At 58.9% G+C, this 26,049-nt stretch carries 23 protein-coding genes and 7 tRNA genes; 28 read left to right on the top strand and 2 right to left on the bottom strand.

The window, feature by feature from the left end; all coding sequences use genetic code 11:
• Window positions 1-8: 8 nt before the first annotated feature.
• The 8 genes from asnB to MHZ97_RS01170 all read left to right on the top strand — a co-directional run bounded on the left by asnB (window position 9) and on the right by MHZ97_RS01170 (window position 2,552).
• Entirely contained in the window at window positions 9-1,676 is a 1,668-nt protein-coding gene (gene asnB / locus MHZ97_RS01205; protein WP_239312802.1) for an asparagine synthase B, read from the top strand.
• A 216-nt stretch (window positions 1,677-1,892) separates the two neighbouring features.
• Window positions 1,893-1,969: transfer RNA gene (locus MHZ97_RS01200), tRNA-Met, on the top strand.
• Between the two features lie 8 nt (window positions 1,970-1,977).
• Window positions 1,978-2,062: transfer RNA gene (locus tag MHZ97_RS01195), tRNA-Leu, on the top strand.
• Window positions 2,063-2,083: 21 nt separating this feature from the next.
• A tRNA-Gln gene (locus tag MHZ97_RS01190) sits at window positions 2,084-2,158 on the top strand.
• A gap of 34 nt (window positions 2,159-2,192) precedes the next feature.
• Window positions 2,193-2,267 (top strand) — tRNA-Gln (locus MHZ97_RS01185).
• Between the two features lie 26 nt (window positions 2,268-2,293).
• Window positions 2,294-2,370: transfer RNA gene (locus tag MHZ97_RS01180), tRNA-Met, on the top strand.
• 6 nt (window positions 2,371-2,376) lie between these two features.
• A tRNA-Gln gene (locus tag MHZ97_RS01175) sits at window positions 2,377-2,451 on the top strand.
• 26 nt (window positions 2,452-2,477) lie between these two features.
• Window positions 2,478-2,552 (top strand) — tRNA-Gln (locus MHZ97_RS01170).
• Window positions 2,553-2,891: 339 nt separating this feature from the next.
• On the opposite strand, the gene ubiF is transcribed toward MHZ97_RS01170, so the two are convergent.
• Window positions 2,892-4,064 carry a 3-demethoxyubiquinol 3-hydroxylase gene (ubiF, locus tag MHZ97_RS01165; protein ID WP_239312804.1) on the bottom strand — a complete coding sequence of 391 codons (1,173 nt, stop codon included), beginning with the start codon at window positions 4,062-4,064 and terminating at the stop codon, window positions 2,892-2,894.
• Between the two features lie 214 nt (window positions 4,065-4,278).
• Between ubiF and miaB the strand changes: the two genes are divergently transcribed.
• The 9 genes from miaB (at window position 4,279) to MHZ97_RS01120 (ending at window position 13,558) form a co-directional block, all read left to right on the top strand.
• Entirely contained in the window at window positions 4,279-5,715 is a 1,437-nt protein-coding gene (gene miaB / locus MHZ97_RS01160; protein ID WP_103794982.1) for a tRNA (N6-isopentenyl adenosine(37)-C2)-methylthiotransferase MiaB, read from the top strand.
• A gap of 204 nt (window positions 5,716-5,919) precedes the next feature.
• Entirely contained in the window at window positions 5,920-6,981 is a 1,062-nt protein-coding gene (locus tag MHZ97_RS01155) for a PhoH family protein (protein WP_103794983.1), read from the top strand.
• Entirely contained in the window at window positions 6,978-7,451 is a 474-nt protein-coding gene (ybeY, locus tag MHZ97_RS01150; RefSeq protein WP_103794984.1) for an rRNA maturation RNase YbeY, read from the top strand. The genes MHZ97_RS01155 and ybeY overlap by 4 nt, the downstream gene beginning before the upstream one ends.
• An 81-nt stretch (window positions 7,452-7,532) precedes the next feature.
• Window positions 7,533-8,414, top strand: a complete 882-nt coding sequence (corC, locus tag MHZ97_RS01145) for a CNNM family magnesium/cobalt transport protein CorC (protein WP_103794985.1) — start codon at window positions 7,533-7,535, stop codon at window positions 8,412-8,414.
• A gap of 4 nt (window positions 8,415-8,418) precedes the next feature.
• A complete protein-coding gene (gene lnt / locus MHZ97_RS01140) occupies window positions 8,419-9,942 on the top strand; it encodes an apolipoprotein N-acyltransferase (protein ID WP_103794986.1) in 1,524 nt (507 codons plus the stop codon).
• 417 nt (window positions 9,943-10,359) lie between these two features.
• Complete coding sequence (locus tag MHZ97_RS01135; protein ID WP_239312807.1) at window positions 10,360-11,259, top strand: amino acid ABC transporter substrate-binding protein; 900 nt, start codon at window positions 10,360-10,362, stop codon at window positions 11,257-11,259.
• 155 nt (window positions 11,260-11,414) lie between these two features.
• Entirely contained in the window at window positions 11,415-12,155 is a 741-nt protein-coding gene (locus MHZ97_RS01130) for an amino acid ABC transporter permease (protein WP_103794988.1), read from the top strand.
• Window positions 12,155-12,832, top strand: a complete 678-nt coding sequence (gltK, locus tag MHZ97_RS01125) for a glutamate/aspartate ABC transporter permease GltK (protein WP_103794989.1) — start codon at window positions 12,155-12,157, stop codon at window positions 12,830-12,832. The genes MHZ97_RS01130 and gltK overlap by 1 nt, the downstream gene beginning before the upstream one ends.
• Window positions 12,833-13,558: an amino acid ABC transporter ATP-binding protein gene (locus MHZ97_RS01120; protein WP_103794990.1), complete on the top strand. Its 726-nt coding sequence runs from the start codon at window positions 12,833-12,835 to the stop codon at window positions 13,556-13,558.
• 116 nt (window positions 13,559-13,674) lie between these two features.
• Here the strand turns inward: MHZ97_RS01120 and MHZ97_RS01115 are convergent, their stop codons facing one another.
• Window positions 13,675-14,163, bottom strand: a complete 489-nt coding sequence (locus MHZ97_RS01115; RefSeq protein ID WP_103794991.1) for a zinc ribbon-containing protein — start codon at window positions 14,161-14,163, stop codon at window positions 13,675-13,677.
• Window positions 14,164-14,387: 224 nt separating this feature from the next.
• On the opposite strand from MHZ97_RS01115, the gene leuS reads away from it, so the two are divergent.
• From leuS to ybeD, 11 genes are all read left to right on the top strand, one after another.
• Window positions 14,388-16,970 carry a leucine--tRNA ligase gene (gene leuS, locus MHZ97_RS01110; protein WP_103794992.1) on the top strand — a complete coding sequence of 861 codons (2,583 nt, stop codon included), beginning with the start codon at window positions 14,388-14,390 and terminating at the stop codon, window positions 16,968-16,970.
• 14 nt (window positions 16,971-16,984) lie between these two features.
• Window positions 16,985-17,578, top strand: a complete 594-nt coding sequence (gene lptE, locus MHZ97_RS01105) for an LPS assembly lipoprotein LptE (protein ID WP_103794993.1) — start codon at window positions 16,985-16,987, stop codon at window positions 17,576-17,578.
• A complete protein-coding gene (gene holA / locus MHZ97_RS01100; RefSeq protein ID WP_103794994.1) occupies window positions 17,575-18,606 on the top strand; it encodes a DNA polymerase III subunit delta in 1,032 nt (343 codons plus the stop codon). The genes lptE and holA overlap by 4 nt, the downstream gene beginning before the upstream one ends.
• Window positions 18,599-19,243 (top strand): nicotinate-nucleotide adenylyltransferase, encoded by a 645-nt coding sequence (nadD, locus tag MHZ97_RS01095; RefSeq protein WP_103794995.1) that lies wholly within the window; start codon window positions 18,599-18,601, stop codon window positions 19,241-19,243. The genes holA and nadD overlap by 8 nt, the downstream gene beginning before the upstream one ends.
• Window positions 19,244-19,362: 119 nt before the next feature.
• The gene (rsfS, locus tag MHZ97_RS01090) at window positions 19,363-19,680 is read left to right on the top strand and encodes a ribosome silencing factor (protein ID WP_103794996.1); all 318 of its coding nucleotides are present in this window, start codon (window positions 19,363-19,365) and stop codon (window positions 19,678-19,680) included.
• Window positions 19,681-19,683: 3 nt separating this feature from the next.
• Complete coding sequence (gene rlmH, locus MHZ97_RS01085; protein ID WP_081139401.1) at window positions 19,684-20,154, top strand: 23S rRNA (pseudouridine(1915)-N(3))-methyltransferase RlmH; 471 nt, start codon at window positions 19,684-19,686, stop codon at window positions 20,152-20,154.
• A 34-nt stretch (window positions 20,155-20,188) separates the two neighbouring features.
• The gene (gene mrdA / locus MHZ97_RS01080) at window positions 20,189-22,093 is read left to right on the top strand and encodes a peptidoglycan DD-transpeptidase MrdA (protein WP_224481523.1); all 1,905 of its coding nucleotides are present in this window, start codon (window positions 20,189-20,191) and stop codon (window positions 22,091-22,093) included.
• A gap of 8 nt (window positions 22,094-22,101) precedes the next feature.
• Window positions 22,102-23,214: a peptidoglycan glycosyltransferase MrdB gene (mrdB, locus tag MHZ97_RS01075; protein ID WP_103795264.1), complete on the top strand. Its 1,113-nt coding sequence runs from the start codon at window positions 22,102-22,104 to the stop codon at window positions 23,212-23,214.
• 10 nt (window positions 23,215-23,224) lie between these two features.
• Complete coding sequence (rlpA, locus tag MHZ97_RS01070) at window positions 23,225-24,310, top strand: endolytic peptidoglycan transglycosylase RlpA (RefSeq protein WP_103794998.1); 1,086 nt, start codon at window positions 23,225-23,227, stop codon at window positions 24,308-24,310.
• A gap of 129 nt (window positions 24,311-24,439) precedes the next feature.
• Entirely contained in the window at window positions 24,440-25,651 is a 1,212-nt protein-coding gene (gene dacA, locus MHZ97_RS01065; protein WP_103794999.1) for a D-alanyl-D-alanine carboxypeptidase DacA, read from the top strand.
• A 100-nt stretch (window positions 25,652-25,751) separates the two neighbouring features.
• Window positions 25,752-26,015, top strand: coding sequence for a DUF493 family protein YbeD (gene ybeD / locus MHZ97_RS01060; RefSeq protein ID WP_033751835.1), 264 nt, complete (start codon window positions 25,752-25,754; stop codon window positions 26,013-26,015).
• Window positions 26,016-26,049: the final 34 nt, after the last annotated feature.

Below are 26,049 nucleotides of genomic sequence, written 5' to 3'. Positions count from 1 at the left end.
GTCAGAATATGTGTTCTATTTTTGGTGTGCTGGATCTGAAAAGCGATCCGATTGAACTGCGTAAAAAAGCGCTGGAGAGTTCTCGCCTGATGCGTCACCGCGGGCCGGACTGGTCTGGCGTATACGCAGATGATAAGGCGATTCTCGCGCATGAGCGCCTGTCGATTGTCGACGTCAACAACGGCGCACAGCCGCTGTATAACGCCGACCACACCCATGTTCTGGCGGTTAACGGCGAAATTTATAACCACCAGGCGCTGCGCGCCGAGCTGAGCGACCGCTATCAGTTCCAGACCGGCTCCGACTGTGAAGTTATCCTCGCGCTCTATCAGGAGAAAGGGGTTGATTTTCTCGATGACCTCGAAGGGATGTTTGCCTTTATTCTGTGGGACAGCGTGAAGCAGCAGTATCTGATTGGCCGCGACCATATCGGCATTATTCCGCTCTATATGGGCAACGACGAACACGGCAACCTGTTTGTCGCGTCGGAAATGAAAGCGCTGGTGCCGGTGTGCCGCTCAATTAAAGAGTTCCCGCCGGGAAGCTATCTCTCCAGCACCGACGGCGAAATTCGTCGCTACTGGCAGCGCGACTGGATGGAGTACGCCGCGGTAGAACACAACGTCACCGATGCGGCGGGCCTGAAGCATGCGCTGGAAGAGTCGGTGAAAAGCCACCTGATGTCAGACGTGCCGTACGGCGTGCTGCTCTCCGGCGGTCTGGACTCCTCTATTATTTCAGCGGTAACCAAACGCTTCGCCGCGAAACGCGTCGAAGATCAGGACAAAAGCGACGCCTGGTGGCCGCAGCTGCACTCTTTCGCGGTCGGCCTGGAAGGCTCGCCGGATCTGAAAGCGGCGAAAGCGGTGGCGGAGCACCTGGGCACGGTGCATCACGAGATCCACTTTACCGTGCAGGAAGGGCTGGATGCGATTCGCGATGTGATCTATCACATTGAAACCTACGACGTCACCACCATTCGCGCCTCAACGCCGATGTACCTGATGTCGCGTAAAATCAAGGCGATGGGCATCAAAATGGTGCTGTCGGGCGAAGGCGCAGATGAAGTATTCGGCGGCTACCTCTACTTCCACAAGGCGCCGAACGCCAAAGAGTTTCATGAAGAGAACGTGCGTAAACTGCTGGCGCTGCATATGTATGACTGCGCGCGCGCCAACAAAGCGATGTCCGCCTGGGGCGTGGAGGCACGCGTGCCTTTCCTCGACAAGAAATTCCTCGACGTCGCGATGCGCATTAACCCGCAGGACAAGATGTGCGGCAGCAACGGCAAAATGGAAAAACACATTCTGCGCGAATGTTTCTCTTCCTATCTGCCGGAAAGCGTCGCATGGCGTCAGAAAGAGCAGTTCTCTGACGGCGTCGGCTACAGCTGGATCGACACGCTGAAAGAGGTAGCGGCGAAGCAGGTAAGCGATCAGCAGCTGGCGACCGCGCACTTCCGCTTCCCGTACAACACGCCAGCGTCGAAAGAGGCCTACCTCTATCGCGAAATCTTCGAAGAGCTGTTCCCGCTGCCGAGCGCGGCGGAGTGTGTGCCGGGCGGTCCGTCGGTCGCCTGCTCCTCTGCGAAAGCGATTGAGTGGGACGAAGCCTTTAAGTCGATGGACGATCCTTCAGGTCGCGCGGTGGGTGTGCACCAGTCCGCTTATAAGTAAGTAAAATAAGCCATAACCAAATGGGCCTTGCGGGGCCCCTTTTTTTTAGCTTTGATGTGGTTACGATCAAAATTTGCCGAATAATTCATCAGCCTGGTTACAAGCCAGACAAACAGGCGTCAGGAGACGAAAATCGGCAAAAAATGTGTTGACGCTCCACAGCTCAATACGCATAATGCGCCCCGCAACGCCGATGAAGGTAACGCGAAAAAAGATGGCTACGTAGCTCAGCTGGTTAGAGCACATCACTCATAATGATGGGGTCACAGGTTCAAATCCCGTCGTAGCCACCATCTTTTTTGCGGGAGTGGCGAAATTGGTAGACGCACCAGATTTAGGTTCTGGCGCCGCAAGGTGTGCGAGTTCAAGTCTCGCCTCCCGCACCATTTCAGTCTTCGGCAGCCGGATGGGGTATCGCCAAGCGGTAAGGCACCGGTTTTTGATACCGGCATTCCCTGGTTCGAATCCAGGTACCCCAGCCAATCCGATACGCTCTCGTGGATACGAGTCGACGAATGGGATATCGCCAAGCGGTAAGGCACCGGTTTTTGATACCGGCATTCCCTGGTTCGAATCCAGGTATCCCAGCCACATCGGGTGCAGTAAGCAGTACATTTGGCTACGTAGCTCAGCTGGTTAGAGCACATCACTCATAATGATGGGGTCACAGGTTCAAATCCCGTCGTAGCCACCAAATTATTGGGGTATCGCCAAGCGGTAAGGCACCGGATTCTGATTCCGGCATTCCGAGGTTCGAATCCTCGTACCCCAGCCATACAAGACAATTTGACAAGACACTATTGGGGTGTCGCCAAGCGGTAAGGCACCGGATTCTGATTCCGGCATTCCGGGGTTCGAATCCCTGCACCCCAGCCAAATTGACAACAAGGCCCGCTTTTGCGGGCTTTGTTGTTTTTGTCGTCTGCTGATTTTTTTCACCCTGAGCGTTTTCAAACAGCAACGCAGCGGTTAAATCTGGCCGCGGTGGAGCTTCCCGACGAGCCAGGCGTCCCGCGACGGAAAAAAGGCCGGGAACGTTTTGAACAACGCAGCGCGCTGGCCCGTTTACGGACGCTTCCCAGGGATGAGGTGCGTAACCGCGCGGGCCGAGCGGTCATGAATAACGAACAGCGACGTTGCGATCGGGGAGCCTCTCCGTGGCCGCGCACGAAGGCAACAGCCGCTCCCGCTTTCGCTCATGGAAGCAGCCTGCAACTAAAGCCCCAGCGCATACCGCAGCACCTTGCGCTTCAGCGCGCCCGAACGCTCGGCCGCCATCAGCCCCAGGTTGCGGGCGAACTTCAGCGGCGGCAGCCGGTTGCTGAAGGTGAAATAGAACAGATCCATCCCGCTCTGCATCAGCAGGTTATCGCGGCGACGCTGCGACTGATAACGACGCAGCACATTTTCAGACGCCCACTCCTGCGCGTTGGCGCGCGCCTCCACCAGCACATCCACCAGCGCGTCCACGTCGCGATAGCCCAGGTTGACGCCCTGCCCCGCCAGCGGATTAATGGTATGCGCCGCATCGCCGATCAACGCCAGTCCGGGCAGCACATAGCGCTGCGCATGACGTCGCACCAGCGGGAAGCTCGCCGCCGTCTGCGCTTTAAAACGCCCCAGCCGAGCCGGGAAAGCGGCGGCAATCTCCTTCTCCAGCTGCGGCAGCGGCATCCCCTGCAGCTGACGGATACGCGCCGGCGCGTCATACCACACCAGCGAGGCGCGATTGTCATACAGCGGCAGAAAAGCGCGCGGCCCCTGCGGGGTAAACTGCTGCCAGGTCGCGTCGCCCGCCGGATGCTCACAGGTGACACCGATCAGCAGACAGGATTGCGCGTAGCTCCAGCCGTCGATGCCGATGCCCGCCATCTGTCGCACCTGTGAGTTTGCTCCGTCGGCGCCAACCACCAGCCGGGTATGCAGCGCCTCGCCGTCGCTGAGATCGAGTCGCCAGCCGCCGTTCTCCTGCTGCAGACCCGCGAGCGTTGCAGGCGCGCGCAGCGTGATATCGAGCTGCACCATTCTTTCCCACAGTGCGCGCTGCAGCACGCTATTCTCGACCATAAAGCCCAGCTCCGGCAGGCCGAGCGACGCGGCGTCGAAGCTGACGTGAGCCGTCTGCCACTCCCAGGTTTCCAGCTTGCGATAGGGCGCAAAGCGCATCGCCTGCACGCGCGGCCAGACCTCCAGCTGTTTCAGCAGCCCCGCCGAGGCGCTGCCGATGGCGGAGATACGCACGTCGGGATCGCTGTCGGGGTCAAAAGGCGCAGGCTCCGCGCGCTCCACCACCGCGACGCGAAACTGCTGAAGCGCCAGACCGCACGCCAGCGCAGCGCCGACCATGCCGCCGCCCACCACCACCACATCAAAGCGGTTATCCTGCATTGCTCATCTCCTTCTGATCTCTACCCGCCGCAAAAAAAGCGGGATAACTGGCGCAAAGTGTACCGGAAAAACGTCCCGGCGGCAGAAATGGCCGGCCAGGGGCGCGACGGACTGGCGCTTGCGCCGTGGATATGCGAAGTATGGCGGCTATGCGCTGGTCACAACAGCGTCAAAGCATTACAATACGCGCCCTGCACCTCACTGCACTGAATCAATGGCTAGTTCGACAATGAAAAAACTGCATATCAAAACCTGGGGCTGTCAGATGAATGAGTACGATTCATCCAAGATGGCTGACCTGCTGAACAGCACCCACGGCTACACGCTGACCGAGGAAGCTGACGAGGCGGACGTGCTGCTGCTCAACACCTGCTCTATTCGTGAGAAGGCGCAGGAGAAAGTTTTCCATCAGCTGGGCCGCTGGAAAACCTTAAAAGAGCGCAACCCTGATTTGATTATCGGTGTCGGCGGCTGCGTGGCGTCGCAGGAGGGGGATCATATTCGCCAGCGCGCCAGCTATGTGGATATCGTGTTCGGTCCGCAAACCCTGCATCGCCTGCCGGAAATGATCAACAGCGTACGCGGCAGCAAAAGCCCGATCGTCGATATCAGCTTCCCGGAAATCGAAAAATTTGACCGTCTGCCGGAACCGCGCGCGGAAGGTCCCACCGCCTTCGTCTCCATCATGGAAGGCTGTAACAAATACTGCACCTTCTGCGTCGTGCCCTATACGCGCGGCGAAGAGGTCAGCCGTCCCTGCGACGATATCCTGCTGGAGATCGCGCAGCTGGCGGCGCAGGGCGTGCGTGAAGTTAACCTGCTGGGCCAGAACGTCAACGCCTATCGCGGCGCAACCTTCGACGGCGAAATCTGCACCTTCGCGGAGCTGCTGCGCCTGGTGGCCGCCATTGACGGCATCGACCGCATTCGCTTCACCACCAGCCACCCGATAGAGTTCACCGACGATATTATCGAGGTCTACCGCGATACGCCGGAGCTGGTGAGCTTCCTGCACCTGCCGGTTCAGAGCGGCGCAGACCGCATCCTGACGCTGATGAAGCGCGCCCATACCGCGCTGGAGTACAAAGCGATTATCCGCAAGCTGCGCGCCGCGCGTCCGGATATTCAGATCAGCTCTGACTTTATCATCGGCTTCCCGGGTGAAACCCAGCAGGACTTCGAACAGACCATGAAGCTGATTGCCGACGTTAACTTCGACATGAGCTTCAGCTTTATCTACTCTGCGCGTCCCGGCACGCCGGCGGCAGATCTGCCGGACGACGTCTCGGAAGAGGAGAAAAAGCAGCGCCTCTATATCCTGCAGGATCGCATCAACCAGCAGGCGATGGCATGGAGTCGCCGTATGCTCGGCACGGTGCAGCGCATTCTGGTGGAAGGCACCTCGCGTAAAAACGTGATGGAGCTGTCGGGCCGTACGGAAACCAACCGCGTGGTGAACTTTGAAGGTTCACCGGAGATGATCGGCAAGTTTGTCGATGTCGAGATTGTCGACGTCTATACTAACTCCCTGCGCGGCAAAGTGGTGCGCACCGAAGATGAGATGGGCCTGCGCATCGTAGAAAGCCCGGCATCGGTTATCGCGCGCACGCGCAAAGAGAACGAAATCGGCGTCGGCACCTTCCAGCCTTGATACGCTTTTCACTCAGCGGCGACGCTTCTCGCGCCGCCGCTCTTTTCTTCTGCACGCCCTTGGTTTCTGGACGCGCTGCCCAAATATCATTAGCTACGCTTGCGCCCCGGCGACATGCCATAAATAATTTCTTAAAGTGCCGAGGTTAATCGATCCGGCATCAGCACCCATTCTAACTGGCCCTGAGTGACCCAAAGGATTCGTTTGAATATCGAAACTCGTGAAATCGCCCTTGAACCGGCAGATAACCGCCGACTGATGAGCCTGTGCGGTCCGTTCGACGACAACGTCAAACAGCTTGAGCGTCGTCTGGGCATTGAGATCAACCGTCGCGACAACAGCTTTAAGCTGGTTGGCCGCGCACTCTGCGTTAACGCCGCGGAAGATATTCTGCGCACGCTTTACGTCGATACCGCGCCGGTGCGCGGCGTCATCCCGGATATCGATCCCGAGCAGATCCATCTGGCGATTAAAGAGAGCCGCGTGCTGGAGCAGACCGCCGACAGCGTGCCGGACTTCGGCAAAGCCGTGCATATTCAGACGAAACGCGGCGTTATCAAGCCGCGCACGCCGAATCAGGCGCAGTATATTGCCAATATCCTTGACCACGACATCACCTTCGGCATCGGCCCGGCCGGTACGGGTAAAACCTACCTCGCGGTCGCCGCGGCGGTGGATGCGCTGGAGCGTCAGGAGATTCGCCGTATTCTGCTAACGCGCCCGGCTGTGGAAGCGGGCGAAAAGCTCGGCTTCCTGCCCGGCGATCTGAGCCAGAAAGTCGATCCCTACCTGCGTCCGCTCTATGACGCCCTGTTCGAAATGCTCGGCTTCGAGCGCGTCGAAAAGCTGATGGAGCGCAACGTGATTGAGGTCGCCCCGCTCGCCTATATGCGCGGCCGTACGCTGAACGACGCCTTTATTATCCTGGATGAGAGCCAGAACACGACTATCGAGCAGATGAAGATGTTCCTGACGCGTATCGGCTTTAATTCCAAAGCGGTGATCACCGGCGACGTCACGCAGATTGACCTGCCGCGCAGCACCAAATCGGGCCTGCGCCACGCCATTGAAGTGCTCTCCGAGGTTGAAGAGCTGAGCTTTAACTTCTTCCAGAGCGAAGACGTGGTGCGTCACCCGGTGGTGGCGCGTATCGTAACCGCCTATGAAGCCTGGGAAGAGGCGGATCAGAAGCGCCGCGACAAGCTGGCGGAAGAGCGCAAGCGCGAAGCGCTGGCGGCGCAGAGCGAGGCGCAGGAGAGTAAATGAGTCAGGTAATTCTTGATCTGCAGCTCGCCTGCGAACAGACCGGCGGCCTGCCTGACGAGGCCGCGTTCCAGCGCTGGCTGGAAGCGGCGGTTACCCCTTTTCAGCCGGAAAGCGAAGTCACCATTCGCCTGGTGGACGAGGCGGAGAGCCATGAGCTAAATCTGACTTATCGCGGTAAAGACAAGCCGACCAACGTGCTCTCTTTTCCCTTCGAGGCGCCGCCGGGCATTGAGCTGCCGCTGCTGGGCGACCTGATTATTTGTCGTCAGGTGGTGGAGCAAGAGGCGGAAGAGCAAGGGAAAAGCCTTGAAGCGCACTGGGCCCATATGGTGGTACACGGCACGCTGCATCTGCTGGGCTACGACCATATCGACGATGACGAAGCCGAAGAGATGGAAGGGATCGAGACAGAGATAATGCTTGCTCTTGGTTATCCCGATCCGTACATTTCGGAAAAAGAAGACGCCTGAGCCGCTGGCTCAGTTTATCCCGCTGTCGGCGAGGACGCCGACAGCGACCACCCTCACCAGAGAGATCTCTAAAAAAACGCCATGAGCGACGACCATTCTCAAAACAGCGACGCACCCAGTAGTAAAAAGGGATTTTTTTCCCTGCTTATCAACCAACTGTTTCACGGCGAACCGCAAAACCGTGATGAACTACTGGAGCTGATCCGCGACTCCGAGCAAAAAGAGCTGATTGACGAAGATACCCGCGACATGCTCGAAGGGGTGCTGGATATTGCAGAGCAGCGCGTGCGCGACATTATGATCCCGCGTTCGCAAATGATTACCCTGAAGCGCAACCAGTCGCTGGATGAGTGCCTGGACGTGATTATCGAGTCCGCGCATTCACGTTTCCCGGTAATCAGCGAAGATAAAGACCATGTCGAAGGCATTTTGATGGCGAAAGATCTGCTGCCGTTTATGAGCAGCGAATCTGAGCCGTTCAGCATGGAAAAAGTGCTGCGCCCGGCGGTTGTGGTGCCGGAAAGCAAGCGCGTCGACCGCATGCTGAAAGAGTTCCGTTCTCAGCGCTATCATATGGCGATCGTTATCGATGAGTTTGGCGGCGTGTCCGGCCTGGTCACTATCGAGGATATCCTCGAGCTGATCGTCGGCGAAATCGAAGATGAATATGACGATGAAGAAGATCGTGATATCCGCCAGCTGAACCGCCAGACCTATACGGTGCGCGCCCTGACCCCGATTGAAGATTTCAACGAGGTGTTCGGCACGCAGTTCAGCGACGAAGAAGTGGACACCATTGGCGGACTGGTGATGCAGGGATTCGGCCATCTTCCCGCCCGGGGAGAGAGCATTGACATCGACGGTTATCATTTCAAGGTCGCCATGTCCGACAGCCGTCGTATCATCCAGGTACATGTAAAAATTCCGGAAAACTCGCCGTTACCCCAACTGGATGACGAATAACTCTATGTCTCTGGCCCTGCTTTACCCGCGCCAGCGGGTACGTTTGTTGCTGGCATTGTTAACGGGTGCCCTTGGCACCCTCGCCTTCTCGCCCTATGATTTTTGGCCCGCCGCGCTGCTGTCGCTGTGCGGCCTGCAGCTGCTGACGCTGGATCGACGCAGCGGCCAGGCCACCGCCATCGGCTTCGCCTGGGGTTTTGGCCTGTTCGGCAGCGGCATAAACTGGGTCTACGTCAGTATCGCCACCTTCGGCGGCATGCCCGGCCCGGTCAACGTCTTCCTGGTGATTCTGCTGGCCGCCTATTTATCGCTCTACCCCGCGCTGTTTGCCGGCGTGCTGAACCGCATCTGGCCGCGCGCCACGCTGTGGCGTCTGGCGCTGGCGGCCCCGGCGCTGTGGCAGCTGAGCGAGTTTCTGCGCGGCTGGGTGCTGACCGGCTTCCCCTGGCTGCAGTTCGGCTACAGCCAGATTGACGGCCCGCTGAAAGGCCTGGCACCGCTGGCGGGGGTGGAAACCCTCACCTTTATTTTGATGATAGTCGCGGGTCTGCTGGCCTACGCGCTTCACCAGCGCAGCGTGAAAAGCGCTATCGCTGCGCTGCTGCTGCTGGCGCTGCCCTGGCCGCTGCGTTATATCCACTGGACCCAGCCGCAGCCGGCGCGCAGCGTCGACGTCGCGCTGGTTCAGGGCAACATTCCGCAGTCAATGAAGTGGGATCCGCAGCAGCTGCTCAGCACGCTGCGCGCCTATAACGGCCTGAGCCAGCCGCTGATGGGCCGCGCACCGCTGATTATCTGGCCAGAGTCGGCAATTACCGACCTGGAGAGCAATCAGCAGCCTTTCCTGCGTGCACTCGACGACGAGCTGCGCCAGCGCGGCAGTGCGCTGATTACCGGCATCGTCGATTCCCGACTGGAGCAGAACCGCTATCACGACTACAACTCGGTGATCGTACTGGGCGGCGCGACGCCCTACAGCTACCAGAGCACAAACCGCTATCAGAAAAATCATCTGGTGCCTTTCGGTGAGTTCGTGCCGCTGGAAAACCTGCTGCGGCCGCTGGCGCCCTTCTTCGATCTGCCGATGTCCTCCTTTAGCCGCGGCGACTATCTGCAGCCGCAGCTGCGGGCGGCGGGCTACCACCTCACCAGCGCCATCTGCTATGAGATTGTGCTGGGGGAGCAGGTGCGCGCCAATTTCCATCCCGACACCGATTTTCTGCTTACCGTCTCCAACGATGCCTGGTTCGGCCACTCTATCGGCCCGTGGCAGCATTTCCAGATGGCGCGCATGCGCGCGCTGGAGCTGGGCCGACCGCTGCTGCGCGGCACCAATAACGGCGTAACCGCCGTGGTAAATGCGCAGGGCGAAGTTGAGAAGATCCTGCCGCAGTTTACCCGTGGCGTGCTGCTGGATAAGGTGACGCCGACCACCGGCGAAACGCCATACGCCCATGCCGGTCTCTGGCCGGTCTGGCTGCTGACGCTCTGCGCCGCGCTGCTGGCGCTGTGGCGTCGCAAAGCCTGATCTGCCCTACGGCGGCGAGCGCGCTGCTCGCCGCCTTCTCCCCATATTCCGCTCGCCTTCTCCCCTTCTTCCACGATTTTCTGCTGCGCCATTGATCTGGCACGATGCTTGCTATCAGTAACACGGTTTCCTGTAAACCGGGCGGAGTGACGCGTTAATGCGGGCTGGACTGCACCGTTAAAAGGCACAGGGGCGCACCTTTAGCGCGCAACCCGGTAAATACGCCTCAATTTGGTGCGGAACACCTCGCAAATTAAGAAACTTTTTCGTTTCATAACATTAACAATCCGCTATGTTAGTAAATATTCTTAGCGCGCCGACGCGATGAGATAACAAAAAAAGCAGCAGGAAATACACACAACATCACACATCTGCGCAGTTTATATTCTGCGCGACATATCTCGAAGGAGTTGGACCATGCAGATTCGCAAAGTGGCATTATCGCTTTTGCTGGCAGGCGTAGCGGCAGCGGGCGCAGCCCAGGCGGAAGACCTCAGCGGCACCCTGAAAAAAATCAGCGATAATGGCGTTATCGTTGTAGGACATCGCGAGTCATCTGTTCCTTTTTCTTATTACGACAACCAGCAAAAAGTCGTGGGCTATTCGCAGGCTTACTCCAGCGCCATCGTTGAGGCGATTAAAGCGAAGCTGAACAAGCCGGATTTGCAGGTCAAAATGATCCCGATTACCTCACAGAACCGTATTCCGCTGCTGCAGAACGGCACCTATGACTTCGAGTGCGGCTCCACCACCAATAACCTCGAGCGCCAGAAACAGGCTGCGTTCTCCGACACCATTTTTGTTATCGGCACGCGTCTGCTGGTGAAAAAAGGCGGCGACATCAAAGATTTCGCTGACCTGAAAGGCAAAACCGTGGTCGTTACCTCCGGCACCACCTCGGAAGTGCTGCTGCATAAGCTGAACGACGAGCAGAAAATGGATATGCGTATCATCAGCGCAAAAGATCATGGCGACTCGTTCCGCACGCTGGAAACCGGCCGCGCCGTCGCCTTTATGATGGATGACGCGCTGCTGGCTGGCGAACGCGCCAAGGCGAAGAAGCCGGACAACTGGGAGATCGTCGGCACGCCGCAGTCGAAAGAGGCCTATGGCTGTATGCTGCGTAAAGACGATGCGCAGTTCAAAACCCTGGTCGACGATACCATCGCTAAAGCCCAGACGTCGGGCGAAGCCGCGAAGTGGTTCGATACCTGGTTCAAGCAGCCGATTCCGCCGAAGAACCTGAACCTCAACTTCGATCTCTCAACGGATATGCAGGCGCTGTTTAAAACGCCAAACGACAAAGCACTTAACTAACAACGACAACAAGGGCGGCCTCGCTGCCCTCTCGATTGCTGAAAACCCGGCGCGGACAGACAAGCTGCTCAGGTCGTTCCCCTGAAGCAGGCCATACAGACGCCGTTCATCAATCTTCAGGGTAGCTTAGCTACCCTTTTTTACCGGAGCTCGTTATGGGTATCGACTGGAACTGGGGCATCTTTCTCGAACAGGCCCCGTTCGGCAACACGACCTACCTTGGCTGGCTGTGGTCCGGATTTCAGGTGACCATTGCGGTCTCCTGCTGCGCCTGGATTATCGCCTTTCTTGTAGGATCTTTATTCGGCATTCTGCGCACCGTGCCTAACCGCCTGCTTTCGGCGATCGGCACCTGCTATGTCGAGCTGTTCCGTAACATCCCGCTGATCGTGCAGTTCTTCTTTTGGTATCTGGTGGCACCGGAGCTGGTTGGCGAGAAGCTCGGCATGTGGTTCAAAGCGGAGCTGGATCCCAATATCCAGTTTTTCACCGCGTCGGTGATCTGTCTCGGCCTGTTTACCGCCGCTCGCGTCTGCGAGCAGGTGCGCGCCGCGATTAACTCGCTGCCGCGCGGGCAAAAGAACGCCGGGCTGGCAATGGGCCTGACGCTGCCGCAGACCTACCGCTACGTGCTGCTGCCCAACGCCTACCGCGTGATTGTGCCGCCGATGACCTCGGAAATGCTTAACCTGGTGAAAAACTCCGCTATCGCCTCCACCATCGGGCTGGTGGATATGGCGGCGCAGGCGGGCAAGCTGCTCGACTACTCGGCGCACGCCTATGAGTCGTTTACGGCGATTACGCTGGCCTATATCGCCATCAACCTGGTGATTATGCTGATTATGAGTCTGGTGGAGCGCAAGGTGCGCCTGCCGGGTAATCTGGGAGGAAAATAATGTACGAGTTTGACTGGAGTTCGATTCCTCCCAGCCTGCCCTACCTGCTTAACGGCATGGTGATTACGCTGAAGATCACCGTAACCGCCGTGGTATTCGGCATTCTCTGGGGCACGCTGCTGGCGGTAATGCGGCTGTCGACCTTTAAGCCGATCAGCTGGTTCGCCCGGCTCTACGTAAACCTGTTCCGCTCTGTCCCGCTGGTGATGGTGCTGCTGTGGTTTTATCTGGTGGTGCCGAGCTTTCTGCAGCAGGTGCTGGGGCTGTCGCCCAAAACCGATATCCGCCTGATTTCGGCGATGATCGCCTTTTCGCTGTTTGAGGCGGCCTACTACTCCGAGATTATTCGCGCCGGTATTCAGAGCATTTCGCGCGGCCAGTCTAACGCCGCGCTGGCGCTCGGCATGACGCACTGGCAGTCGATGCAGCTGATTATTCTGCCGCAGGCCTTTCGCGCCATGGTGCCGCTGCTGCTGACGCAGGGCATCGTGCTGTTTCAGGATACCTCGCTGGTTTACGTGCTGAGCCTGGCCGACTTTTTCCGCACCGCGTCGACAATCGGCGAGCGTGACGGCACCCAGGTGGAAATGGTTCTCTTCGCCGGTCTGGTCTATTTCGCGATCAGCCTGAGCGCTTCGCTGTTGGTCAGCTATCTAAAAAGAAAAAGGACGGTTTAAATGATTAACCTGAAAAACGTTTCTAAGTGGTATGGTCACTTTCAGGTGCTGACCGACTGCACGACCGAAGTCCAGAAAGGGGAAGTGGTCGTGGTATGCGGCCCATCGGGCTCGGGCAAATCGACCCTGATCAAAACCGTGAACGGCCTGGAGCCAATTCAGCAGGGCAATATTCTGGTGAACGGCATCGAAGTGAACAACAAGAAAACGAACCTGGCGCAGCTGCGCAGCAAGGTCGGCATGGTGTTCCAGCACTTCGAGCTGTTTCCCCATCTCAGCATTATCGATAACCTGGTGCTGGCGCAGGTAAAAGTGCTGAAGCGCGACAAGGCCGCCGCGCGGGAAAAGGGATTAAAACTGCTGAATCGCGTCGGGCTTTCCGCCCATGCGCAGAAGTTTCCCGGCCAGCTGTCGGGCGGCCAGCAGCAGCGCGTAGCGATTGCGCGCGCGCTCTGCATGGATCCTATCGCCATGCTGTTCGACGAGCCGACCTCGGCGCTCGATCCGGAAATGATCAATGAAGTGCTCGACGTGATGGTGGAGCTGGCGCAGGAAGGCATGACGATGATGGTGGTCACGCACGAAATGGGCTTCGCCCGTAAAGTAGCGAACCGCGTCATTTTTATGGATGAAGGCAAGATTATTGAAGATACGCGTAAAGATGACTTCTTTAATAATCCGCAGTCCGATCGCGCGAAAGATTTTCTGGCGAAAATTCTGCACTAGCGGGTAGGCCTGGCGCTTGCGCGCCAGAACCCTCTCGCTGCCAGCCGGCCTGCGACACGCTTGTCGCGGGCCGTTTTACTCTTCGGACGCGTTCATCCGCAGCACACTCGCCCTTCTTACGGCTCAAAGGGCTGACGCTGAAACTGATCGTGTCCGCACTCCGGGCAGCGCGTTAAGATCTCAGGCGTATAAATCGCGCGCGTAAAGTGACACTTCTCGCACACCAGATTGCCCAGCCCCACCACCTCGCCGCTCTGATAAACCCCGTGATGATGCAGATCCTGGAATACCTCGCGCCACTCCAGCTGGCTCTTGTCGGTAATATCCGCCAGCTCTTTCCACAGGCTCTCGCGCATGATGCGCATAAAGAGCGAATCGTTCACCTTCTCTGGCTGATGGATCTCCTGATAGCTGCGTGCAAACTCTTGTAAATCTCGTCGAACCGCCGCTAGCGCCCGATCGATTTCGTCGGGCGTCGCGGCGTCGCTGGCCATCAGCTGCTGACGTCGCGACGTCACCAGTGCGTCAATATCCCGATCGCCCTGGCGCAGGCGCTCGGTCAGCGCGGCCAGGGACTCACGGTAAATCTGCGCTACTTTGTTCATTTTATTCTCCTTTCTGCGCGGGTATGCCAGCTTTAAGTTTAGCCGCTTTGCGCCGTTTGCCGCGCTGTCTGGCAAAGCGAATCGGAATATGCGAGCGGGATACGCCCTTCTGCGAGAAATCGCCGCAACAGGGCGGTGAAGTGTTGTTGACCGGCAGCCATATGGGTATGCTATGCGGATCTTAAAGTAAGCTAAGCGTTATTCATTAAGGACCACAGGCTGCCATGCAAGAGCAATACCGCCCGGAAGAGATAGAATCCCGCGTCCAGCAACACTGGGACGAAAACCAAACGTTCAAAGTGACCGAAGATGAGAGCAAAGAGAAATATTACTGCCTCTCCATGCTGCCCTATCCTTCTGGCCGCCTACATATGGGCCACGTGCGTAACTACACCATCGGCGACGTGATCGCCCGTTACCAGCGTATGCTCGGCAAAAACGTGCTGCAGCCCATCGGCTGGGATGCGTTCGGCCTGCCGGCGGAAGGCGCGGCGGTAAAAAACAACACCGCGCCCGCCCCCTGGACCTACGACAATATCGAATATATGAAGAACCAGCTCAAACTGCTGGGTTTTGGCTATGACTGGAGCCGCGAGCTGGCAACCTGCAAGCCGGAATACTACCGCTGGGAGCAGTGGTTCTTCACGAAGCTCTATGAAAAAGGCCTGGTTTATAAAAAAACCTCGGCGGTGAACTGGTGCCCGAACGATCAGACGGTGCTGGCGAACGAACAGGTTATTGATGGCTGCTGCTGGCGCTGCGACACCAAAGTCGAGCGCAAAGAGATCCCGCAGTGGTTCGTTAAAATCACCGACTATGCCGATGAGCTGCTTAACGACCTCGATACGCTGGAAGACTGGCCGGAGCAGGTCAAAACCATGCAGCGTAACTGGATCGGCCGTTCCGAAGGGGTGGAAATCACCTTCGACGTCGCCGACAGCGAAGAGAAAGTCACCGTCTACACCACCCGTCCGGACACCTTCTTCGGCGCCACCTACGTCGCGGTCGCCGCGGGTCATCCGCTGGCGCTGCAGGCCTCAATGGGCAACCCGGTGCTGGCTGACTTTATCGCCGAATGCCGCAATACCAAAGTCGCCGAGGCAGAGATGGCGACGATGGAGAAAAAAGGCATGGCCACCGGCCTGTTTGCCATCCATCCGCTGACCGGCGACAACGTGCCGGTCTGGGTAGCTAACTTCGTTCTGATGGAGTACGGCACCGGCGCCGTTATGGCGGTTCCGGCGCACGACCAGCGCGACTGGGAGTTTGCCACCAAATACGATCTGCCGATCAGGCCGGTTGTGCTGAACCAGGACGGCAGCGAGCCGGACGTCAGCGCCGCCGCCATGACGGAGAAAGGCACCCTGTTCAACTCCGGCGAGTTCGACGGTCTGAGCCATGAAGCGGGCTTCAACGCTATCGCTGACCTGCTGGCTGCGAAAGGCGTCGGCGTGCGCAAGGTCAACTACCGCCTGCGCGACTGGGGCGTCTCCCGTCAGCGCTACTGGGGCGCACCGATTCCGATGGTGACGCTGGAAGACGGCACCGTGATGCCAACGCCAGAAGATCAGCTGCCGGTGATCCTGCCGGAAGATGTGGTGATGGACGGTATTACCAGCCCGATTAAAGCGGACCCGGAGTGGGCGAAAACCACGGTAAACGGCCAGCCGGCGCTGCGTGAAACCGACACCTTCGACACCTTTATGGAGTCCTCGTGGTACTACGCGCGCTACACCTGCGCCAACTACGATGAAGGCATGCTGGATCCGGCGGCAGCCAACTACTGGCTGCCGGTCGATCAGTATGTGGGCGGTATCGAACACGCCATCATGCACCTGATGTACTTCCGCTTCTATCACAAGCTGCTGCGCGATGCGGGCCTGGTTACCTCAAATGAACCCGCTAAGCGTCTGCTCTGTCAGGGCATGGTGCTGGCGGACGCCTTCTACTACCTCGGCGCGAACGGCGAGCGCAACTGGGTCTCTCCCATCGACGTCACCGTCGAGCGCGACGAGAAAGGCCGCATTGTGAAAGCGACCGACAGCCAGGGCCGCGACGTGATTTACGCCGGCATGAGCAAAATGTCGAAGTCGAAAAACAACGGCATCGACCCGCAGCTGATGGTTGAGCGTTACGGTGCGGACACGGTTCGCCTGTTTATGATGTTCGCCTCACCGGCGGAGATGACGCTGGAGTGGCAGGAGTCAGGCGTAGAAGGGGCGAACCGCTTCCTGAAGCGCGTCTGGAAACTGGCTTACGAGCATACCGCGAAAGGGGCGACGACGGCGCTGGATATCAGCAGCCTCAACGACGATCAGAAAGCGCTGCGTCGCGATCTGCATAAAACCATCGCCAAAGTTTCCGACGATATCGGTCGTCGTCAGACCTTTAACACCGCTATCGCGGCGATTATGGAGCTGATGAACAAGCTGGCGCGTGCGCCGCAGGAAAGCGAGCAGGATCGCGCGCTGATGCAGGAAGCGCTGCTGGCCGTAGTTCGCATGCTCTATCCGTTCACCCCGCACGCCAGCTATGTGCTGTGGCAGGCGCTGGGCGGCGAAGGCAGCGTGGACGACGCCAGCTGGCCGGTAGCGGACGAGGCGGCGATGGTGGAAGATTCGCTGCTGGTGGTTGTGCAGGTAAATGGTAAAGTCCGTGGTAAAATTACCGTGGCCGCCGATGCAACGCAGGAGCAGGTTCAGGCTCGCGCCGCCCAGGAACATCTGGTGGCGAAGTACCTTGACGGCGTCACCATCCGTAAAGTGATTTATGTACCCGGCAAACTGCTTAACCTGGTCGTAGGTTAAGTTCAGGAGGAACTGTGCGACATCTGATTATCAGGCTGTTTGTCCTGCTGGCGGTGATGGTTACCGCCGGCTGTGGTTTTCACCCGCGCGGCACCACGCAGGTGCCGAGCGAGCTGAAAACGCTGATCTTGAACAGCGGCGATCCGTACGGTCCGCTGGCGCGCACGGTGCGTCAGCAGCTGCGTATCAACAACGTCACTATCGTTGAGGATACCAAACAGAACCGTACCGATATCCCTACGCTGCGCCTTGGTGGTGAAACGCAGGGCCGCGATACCGCCTCGGTGTTTATCAGCGGTACAACGGCGGAGTACTCGCTGATGATGAACGTGACGGCGCAGGTTCTGCTGCCGGGCAAAGGCATCTATCCGATCAGCACCACGGTTTATCGTTCATTCTTCGATAACCCGAACGCGGCGCTGGCGAAAGATGCCGAGCAGGAGATGATCGTGCAGGAGATGCGCCAGCGCGCCGCCGAGCAGCTGGTGCGTAAACTGCTGACCGTGCACGCCGCGCAGATGAACCAGAAAGAGACGCTGCCGGCGTCGGCCAGCGAACCTGCGGTGCCCGCGCCAGCCTCCTCCTCTTCCGCTACCCGTACGCAATGATCAGGATCTATCCTGAGCAATTAGGCGCGCAGCTCCGTGAGGGGCTGCGCGCCTGCTATTTGTTAGCCGGAAACGAGCCGCTGCTGCTGCAGGAGAGCGCCGACGCGATACGCGCCGCCGCCGTTGCGCAGGGGTTCGAAGAACATCTGAGTTTTACGCTCGACGCCCAGACCGACTGGGAAAGCCTCTTTGCCAGCTGTCAGGCGCTCAGCCTGTTTGCACAGCGTCAGACAATGACGCTGCTCTTCCCGGAAAATGGCCCCAACGCCGCGATGGCCGAACAGCTGAATAAGCTGGCGGGCCTGCTGCACGGCGATATTTTACTTATTTGCCGCCTGGCGAAGCTGACCAAAGCCCAGGAGAACAGCGCCTGGTTTAAGGCGCTCTCTGCCCATGGCGTACTGGTGCCGTGCCAGACGCCGGAGCAGGCGCAGCTGCCGCGCTGGGTGGCGACGCGCGCTAAAAGCATGAAGCTCTCGGTAGACGACGCGGCGATCCAGCTGCTCTGCTACTGCTACGAGGGCAACCTGCTGGCACTGGCGCAGGCGCTGGAGCGTCTGTCGCTGCTCTGGCCCGACGGCAAGCTGACGCTGCCGCGCGTCGAAGAGGCGGTCAGCGATGCGGCGCACTTTACGCCGTTTCACTGGGTGGACGCCCTGCTGGCGGGCAAAAGCAAGCGCGCGCTGCATATTCTGCATCAGCTGGAAAAAGAAGAGAGCGAGCCGGTTATCCTGCTGCGCACGCTGCAGCGCGATTTAATGACGCTGCTGCACCTGCAGCGCCATCAGGCGCAGCAGCCGCTGCGCACGTTAATGGATCAGCAGCGCATCTGGCAGAACCGTCGCGCGCTGTTTACCGAGGCGCTGCAGCGCCTGGACGGCGCGCGCCTGCAGCGCGCGATTCACCTGCTGACGCAGATTGAACTAACCCTGAAGCAGGACTACGGGCAGCGTATCTGGCCGCAGCTGGAGACGCTCTCGCTGCTGCTCTGTCATCGCCATTTTCCTGCGAGCTTCGCCAGTGTCTGAACTCCACGCCCTGTTCGGCGGCACCTTCGACCCTATCCACTTCGGCCATTTGCGGCCGGTAGAGGCGCTGGCGCAGCAAACCGGCCTGGCGCGCGTGCTGCTGCTGCCCAACAACGTGCCGCCGCACCGTCCGCAGCCGGAAGCGAGCGCGACGCAGCGCGTCGATATGCTGCGCTGCGCCATTCGCGACCGGCCGCTGTTCGATATCGATACCCGCGAACTGCTGCGCGAAACGCCGTCGTGGACGGTGGCGACGCTGGAGGCGCTGCGCGCTGAACGCGGGCCGGCGCAGCCGCTGGGATTTATTATTGGCCAGGATTCGCTGCTCAACCTGTCAGGCTGGCACCGCTGGCAGGATTTGCTGTCGCTCTGCCATCTGCTGGTGTGCAAGCGTCCGGGCTATCCGGCCCAGATGGCGACGCCGGAGATGCAGCGCTGGCTGGACAGCCATCTGGCGAGCGAGACCTCGCAGCTGCATCAGCAGCCTGCGGGCTTTATCTGGCTGGCCGATACGCCGCTGGTGGATATCTCCGCCACGGAAATTCGTCAGCGCCGCCGCCAGGGGCTCTCCTGCGATCGGCTGCTGCCGCCGGCCGTTATCGACTATATCGACCGCGCAGGCCTCTATCTGAAATAAGCGCCGGTCGGACGTATATCACACAGGCAAAGGCGTGCTATACTGCGCGGCTTAATTTTTTGGCTGCCTTATCGGGGCCAGCAGCCGGCCCGCTACAATCCGTATTAAAGGGGAACCTTTTGCAAGGTAAAGCACTCCAAGAGTTCGTTATTGATAAGATTGATGATCTTAAAGGTCAGGATATCGTCGCGCTCAACGTTCAGGGTAAATCCAGCATCACCGACTGCATGATCATCTGTACCGGCACCTCGACGCGTCACGTCTCGTCTATCGCCGATCACGTGGTGCAGGAGTCGCGCGCCGCCGGATTGATCCCGCTTGGCGTAGATGGCAAAAACACCGCTGACTGGGTAGTGGTCGATCTGGGCGACGTCATCGTACACGTCATGCAGGAAGAGAGCCGCCAGCTTTATGAGCTGGAAAAACTCTGGAGCTGACGCGTGAAACTGCAGCTTGTAGCCGTAGGCACGAAGATGCCCGACTGGGTGCAAACCGGTTTTACTGAGTATCTGCGTCGTTTTCCCAAAGATATGCCGCTGGAGCTGGTAGAAGTCCCTGCCGGAAAACGCGGCAAAAACGCCGATATCAAGCGTATCCTGGAAAAAGAGGGCGAAGCGATGCTGGCCGCAACCGGCAAGGGCAACCGCATCGTCACGCTTGATATTCCCGGCCAGCCGTGGGAAACGCCTCAGCTTGCTCAGCAGCTGGAGCGCTGGAAACAGGACGGCCGCGACGTCAGCCTGTTGATTGGCGGTCCGGAAGGATTATCGCCCGCCTGCAAAGCCGCCGCCGAGCAGAGCTGGTCGCTTTCCGCGTTGACGCTGCCTCATCCGCTGGTGCGCGTGCTGGTCGCTGAAAGCCTCTATCGCGCCTGGAGCATCACCGCCAATCATCCTTATCATCGTGAATAACCGGTAAGGCTAACCCCGACATTTTAAGTAGCGGATGAAATTACAAAGCAACGCCTTTCGCGATTACAGTGCCGAACAGAAACTCTTTGTCCGTCGGGCGCTTATTGCGTTCTTCGGAATTCTGGTGCTCTCCAGCGTGCTGGTGGTCAATCTTTACCACCTGCAAATCCTGCGCTTTGAAGATTACAGTACCCGCTCTAACGAAAACCGCATCAAGCTGGTGCCGGTGGCGCCGAGCCGCGGCATTATCTACGACCGCAACGGCACCGCGCTGGCCCTCAACCGCACCATCTATCAGGCGGAGCTGGTGCCGGAAAAAGTCGACAACCTCAAGCAAACGCTGGAAGATCTGCGTCCGGTGCTCGATATCACCGACGAGGATCTCGACGCCTTCGATAAAGAGCGCAAGCGCTCACGTCGCTTTACCTCTATCCCGGTCAAGGTCGGCCTCAACGATGTGCAGGTGGCGCGCTTCGCCGTTAACCAGTACCGCTTTCCCGGCGTTGAGGTAAAAGGCTATCAGCGTCGCTACTACCCGTACGGCCCGACGCTGACGCACGTGGTCGGCTACGTCTCTAAAATCAACGACCGCGACGTGGCGCGCCTCGATAAAGAGGGCAAGTGGCCAAACTACGCCGCAACGCACGATATCGGCAAGCTGGGCATTGAAAGCTATTACGAAGATGTGCTGCACGGCATTACCGGCTATGAAGAGGTCGAGGTCAATAACCGCGGCCGCGTAATCCGCCAGCTGCACGAGCAGTCGCCACAGGCGGGACGCGATATCTGGCTGACTATCGATCTCAAGCTTCAGCAATATATCGAAACCCTGCTGGCCGGCAGTCGCGCGGCGGTGGTGGTGAGCGATCCGCGCACCGGCGAAATCCTGGCGATGGTCTCCACACCCAGTTACGATCCCAATCTTTTTGTCGACGGCATTTCGAGTAAAGATTATCGCGGCCTGCTCAACGACGAGAATCGCCCGCTCTATAACCGTGCCATTCAGGCCTCTTATCCCCCCGCCTCGACGGTGAAGCCCTACGTGGCGGTCTCTGCGCTCAGCGCCGGGGTTATCAACCGCAACACCAGCCTGTTCGATCCCGGCTGGTGGCAGCTGCCCGGCTCGGAAAAGCGCTACCGCGACTGGAAAAAATGGGGCCACGGCCGCCTCAACGTTACCAAATCGCTGGAGGAGTCGGCGGATACCTTCTTCTATCAGGTGGCGTATGACATGGGCATCGATCGCCTCTCTGAGTGGATGAACAAATTCGGCTACGGCCACCGCACCGGCATCGATCTGCCGCAGGAGAGCGCCGGTAATATGCCGACGCGCGACTGGAAGATGAAGCGCTTTAAAAAGCCGTGGTATCAGGGCGATACCATTCCGGTGGGCATCGGCCAGGGCTACTGGACCGCGACGCCGCTGCAGATGAACAAGGCGCTGATGATCCTGATTAACGACGGCGTGGTAAAAGTGCCGCACCTGCTGCGCGCCACCCGCGAGGGACGCACCATGGTGCCCTGGCGTCAGCCGCCGGGCGAGCCGATCGGCGACATTCACTCTGGCTACTGGGAGATCGCCAAAGACGGCATGTATGGCGTGGCGAACCGCGCAAACGGCACGGCGCATAAAAGCTTTGCCGACGCGCCCTATAAGATCGCCGCTAAATCGGGTACCGCGCAGGTCTTCGGCCTGAAAGAGAACGAAACCTATAACGCGCATAAAATTGCCGAGCGGCTGCGCGACCATAAGCTGATGACCGCGTTTGCTCCCTATGACAAACCGCGCGTCGCCGTCACCATGATCCTGGAGAACGGCGGCGCAGGCCCGGCGGTCGGCACGGTGATGAGACAGATTCTCGACCACATTATGCTGGGCGATAACAATACGGCTCTGCCGGACGCGGTCCCTACCCCGCCCGGCTATGAAGGTGAATAACGATGTCGATGAACGATAGCCCGCAGAAAAGATCGATCTGGATGCGTATCCACATCGATCCGCTGTTTATGCTGGTGATTCTGGCGCTGCTCACCTATAGCGCCATTGTGATCTGGAGCGCCAGCGGACAGGATCCGGGCATGATGGAGCGAAAAATCGGCCAGATTGCGATGGGCCTGGTGATGATGCTGGTGCTGGCGCAGGTGCCGCCGCGCGTCTATGAGGGCTGGGCGCCCTATCTCTATATTGTTTGCGTGATATTGCTGATCGCGGTGGACGCTTTCGGCCATATCAGTAAAGGGGCGCAGCGCTGGCTCGACCTCGGCGTGGTGCGCTTTCAGCCCTCGGAGATCGCCAAAATCGCCGTGCCGCTGATGGTGGCGCGCTTTATCAACCGCGACGTCTGTCCGCCGACCCTGAAGAATACCGGCATTGCGCTGATCCTGATCTTTATGCCGACGCTGCTGGTGGCGGCGCAGCCTGACCTCGGCACCGCAATCCTGATTGCCGCCTCGGGGCTGTTCGTGCTGTTTCTCTCTGGCATGAGCTGGAAGCTGATCGGCGTGGCGGTGGTGCTGGTCGCGGCCTTTATTCCGGTACTCTGGTTCTTCCTGATGCACGACTATCAGCGCGATCGCGTCATGATGCTGCTCGACCCGGAAAGCGATCCCCTTGGCGCGGGCTACCACATTATTCAGTCAAAAATCGCCATCGGCTCCGGCGGCCTGCGCGGCAAAGGCTGGCTGCACGGCACCCAGTCGCAGCTGGAGTTTTTGCCGGAGCGCCATACCGACTTTATTTTCGCCGTGCTCGCCGAAGAGCTGGGCCTGGTGGGCGTGCTGATCCTGCTGGTGCTCTATCTGCTGCTGATCCTGCGCGGTCTGGTGATCGCCGCGCGCGCCCAGACCACCTTTGGCCGCGTCATGGCGGGCGGATTAATGCTGATTTTGTTCGTTTATGTTTTCGTTAATATTGGCATGGTAAGTGGTATCTTACCGGTGGTTGGCGTCCCTCTGCCGCTGGTCAGCTATGGCGGCTCGGCGCTCATCGTGCTTATGGCGGGATTCGGCATCGTGATGTCGATCCATACTCACAGAAAAATGTTATCTAAAAGCGTTTAAGAGGCTGCACATGCGTAAGGAATGGCCTGCTGTTGCTCTGGCACTACTGGTTTTGACCGCCTGTACCACCACCGAGGAACCGCAAAACACCGCGCCGCCGCAACCGGCTTATAACGGCCCGGTGGTGGAAATACCGGGCGTCGAGCCGAAATATGAGCCCACTAATCCTGGCACCAGCCAGGATTACAGCGCGAACGGCAAGTCTTACCGTATCGTCAAGGATCCGTCGAACTTCAGCGAAGTGGGATTAGCAGCCTGGTACGGCGACGAAGCGCAGGGCAAACGCACCGCCACCGGCGAAAGCTACGATCCCGATGCGCTGAGCGCGGCGCACCCTACGCTGCCGCTGCCCAGCTACGTGCGCGTCACCAACCTCGCTAACGGTCGCCAGATCGTGGTGCGCGTCAACGATCGCGGCCCCTATACGCCGGGACGCATTATCGACCTGTCGCGTGCGGCGGGCGATCGCCTCAATATCTCTAACAACACCCGCGTACGGGTGGACTATATCAAGGTCGCACCGGACGGCACCCTCTCTGGTCCCGGCACCATCGGCACCGTGGTGGCGAAGCAGAGCTACGCCCTGCCCGCGCGGCCCGATCTCGGCGGCAACGGCGTGATGAACGGCAGCAGCGAGCCTGCCGCCGCGCCGGTACCGGCGCAGGACATTCGCGCCGTCGACAACAGCAGCCTGCAGAGCAACGGCGAAATGGGCGCACCGGTCAGCAGCAGCGGTTTCCTCGGCGCACCTCAGCCGCTGGCCAGCGGCGTGCTGGAGGGCAGCGAGCCTGCGCCGCAGCCTGTCGCCGCACCTGTGCCTGCCGCCGAACCCGCAGCGGCGGCGCCAGCCGCCCAGCCGACGCCGACCGGCGCTTTTGTGGTGCAGGTAGGCGCCATCAATGATGCTGCGCGCGCGCAGCAGATGGCGCAGAGTCTGGGCCAGAAATATGGCGTGCCCGGCTCGGTGGAGAATGCCGGCAATAACGTCTATCGCATTCAGCTTGGCGGTTTTAAAAACCGCGCCGACGCCGCTGCGCTGCAGCAGCGCCTGAATGCCAACGGCCAGGCGTCATTTATCACCAGCGCGCGTCGTTGAACCCCGGCTCACCGCGCCGGACATCTCTGCTAACAACAGAATGACAAAGCCAGATGCCTGTAAAACAGGCATTTGCTATGATAAGCCACTTTTTTTTAACCTTAACTCACGGATGTTGTAGTCCATAACATGAACACGCTGAAACCCTCTCGTTTTCTGAAACGCCTGACAGTGGGATCACTGGTCGCTTTCTCACTCAGCCACGTAGCATTTGCTGATGACGTCAACCTCAAAACGATGATCCCGGGCGTGCCGGATATCGATGCCGAAGCCTATGTACTGATCGACTACAACTCGGGCAAAGTACTGGCCGAGAAAAACGCCGACGCCCGTCGCGATCCTGCCAGCCTGACCAAAATGATGACCAGCTATGTTATTGGTCAGGCGGTCAAAGCGGGCAAGATCCATCAGGAAGATGTGGTTACCGTGGGCAAAGATGCCTGGGCAACCGGCAACCCGGTGTTCAAAGGCTCGTCGCTGATGTTCCTTAAGCCTGGCGATCGCGTGCCGGTCTCTCAGCTGACGCGCGGCATCGTGCTGCAGTCGGGCAACGACGCCTGCGTGGCGATGGCGGACTATGTCGCTGGCAGCCAGGACGCCTTTGTCGGCCTGATGAATAACTACGTGAAGGCGCTGGGCCTGCAGAATACCCACTTCCAGACGGTACACGGACTGGATGCGGACGGCCAGTACAGCTCGGCGCGCGATATGGCGCTGATTGGCCAGGCGCTGATCCGCGACGTGCCGGAAGAATATTCGGTTTATAAAGAGAAAGAGTTCACCTTTAACAATATTCGCCAGACCAACCGTAACGGTCTGCTGTGGGATACCAGCCTCAACGTCGACGGCATCAAAACCGGCCACACTGAATCGGCTGGCTACAATATCGTCTCTTCCGCCACCGAAGGCCAGATGCGTCTGATCTCGGCGGTGCTGGGCGGTCGTACCTTCAAAGGACGCGAAGTCGAGAGCAAAAAGCTGCTGATCTGGGGCTTCCGCTTCTTTGAAACCGTGGCACCGCTCAAGGCGGGCAAAGAGTTCGCTTCTGAGCCGGTCTGGTTCGGCAACAGCGATCGCGTCCAGCTGGGCGTAGAGAAAGACGCCTACCTGACCATTCCGCGCGGCCGCATGAAAGATTTGAAAGCCAGCTATGTGCTGAACAACAGCGAACTGCACGCCCCGCTGCAGAAAAATCAGGTCGTGGGCAGCATCAACTTCCAGCTCGACGGCAAAACCGTGGAACAGCGTCCGCTGGTGGTGCTGAACGAAGTGCAGGAAGGCGGATTCTTCAGCCGCATCATCGATTACATCAAGCTGATGTTTCACCACTGGTTCGGCTAAGCGGCCTGGCGGTTGAAAAGTCGCCACGTCGTCGCCATAACTACGCTATGATAATGCTCCCGCTTCGGCGGGAGCCTGTTTTTTATGCACCGGAGTCAATATGAAAACCAAACTGAATGAACTGCTCGAATTCCCTACCCCTTTTACCTATAAAGTGATGGGTCTGGCGCAGCCGGAGCTGGTTGATCAAGTGGTTGAAGTGGTGCAGCGCCATGCGCCCGGCGACTACTCGCCCGACGTTAAGCCAAGCAGCAAAGGCAACTACCACTCGGTGTCGATCACCATTAACGCCACGCATATCGAACAGGTGGAAACCCTGTATGAAGAGCTGGGCAATATCGATATCGTGCGCATGGTGCTGTAAGTGCCGCCGTCGGCGAAGGGTCTTGGTCTTGCCC

This window comes from Pantoea sp. ACRSC (assembly GCF_022346785.1).
Lineage (GTDB): Bacteria > Pseudomonadota > Gammaproteobacteria > Enterobacterales > Enterobacteriaceae > Pantoea > Pantoea alvi.
The sequence above is the reverse complement of the archived record's forward strand: the minus strand, read 5'-3'. Positions and strand labels throughout refer to the sequence as shown.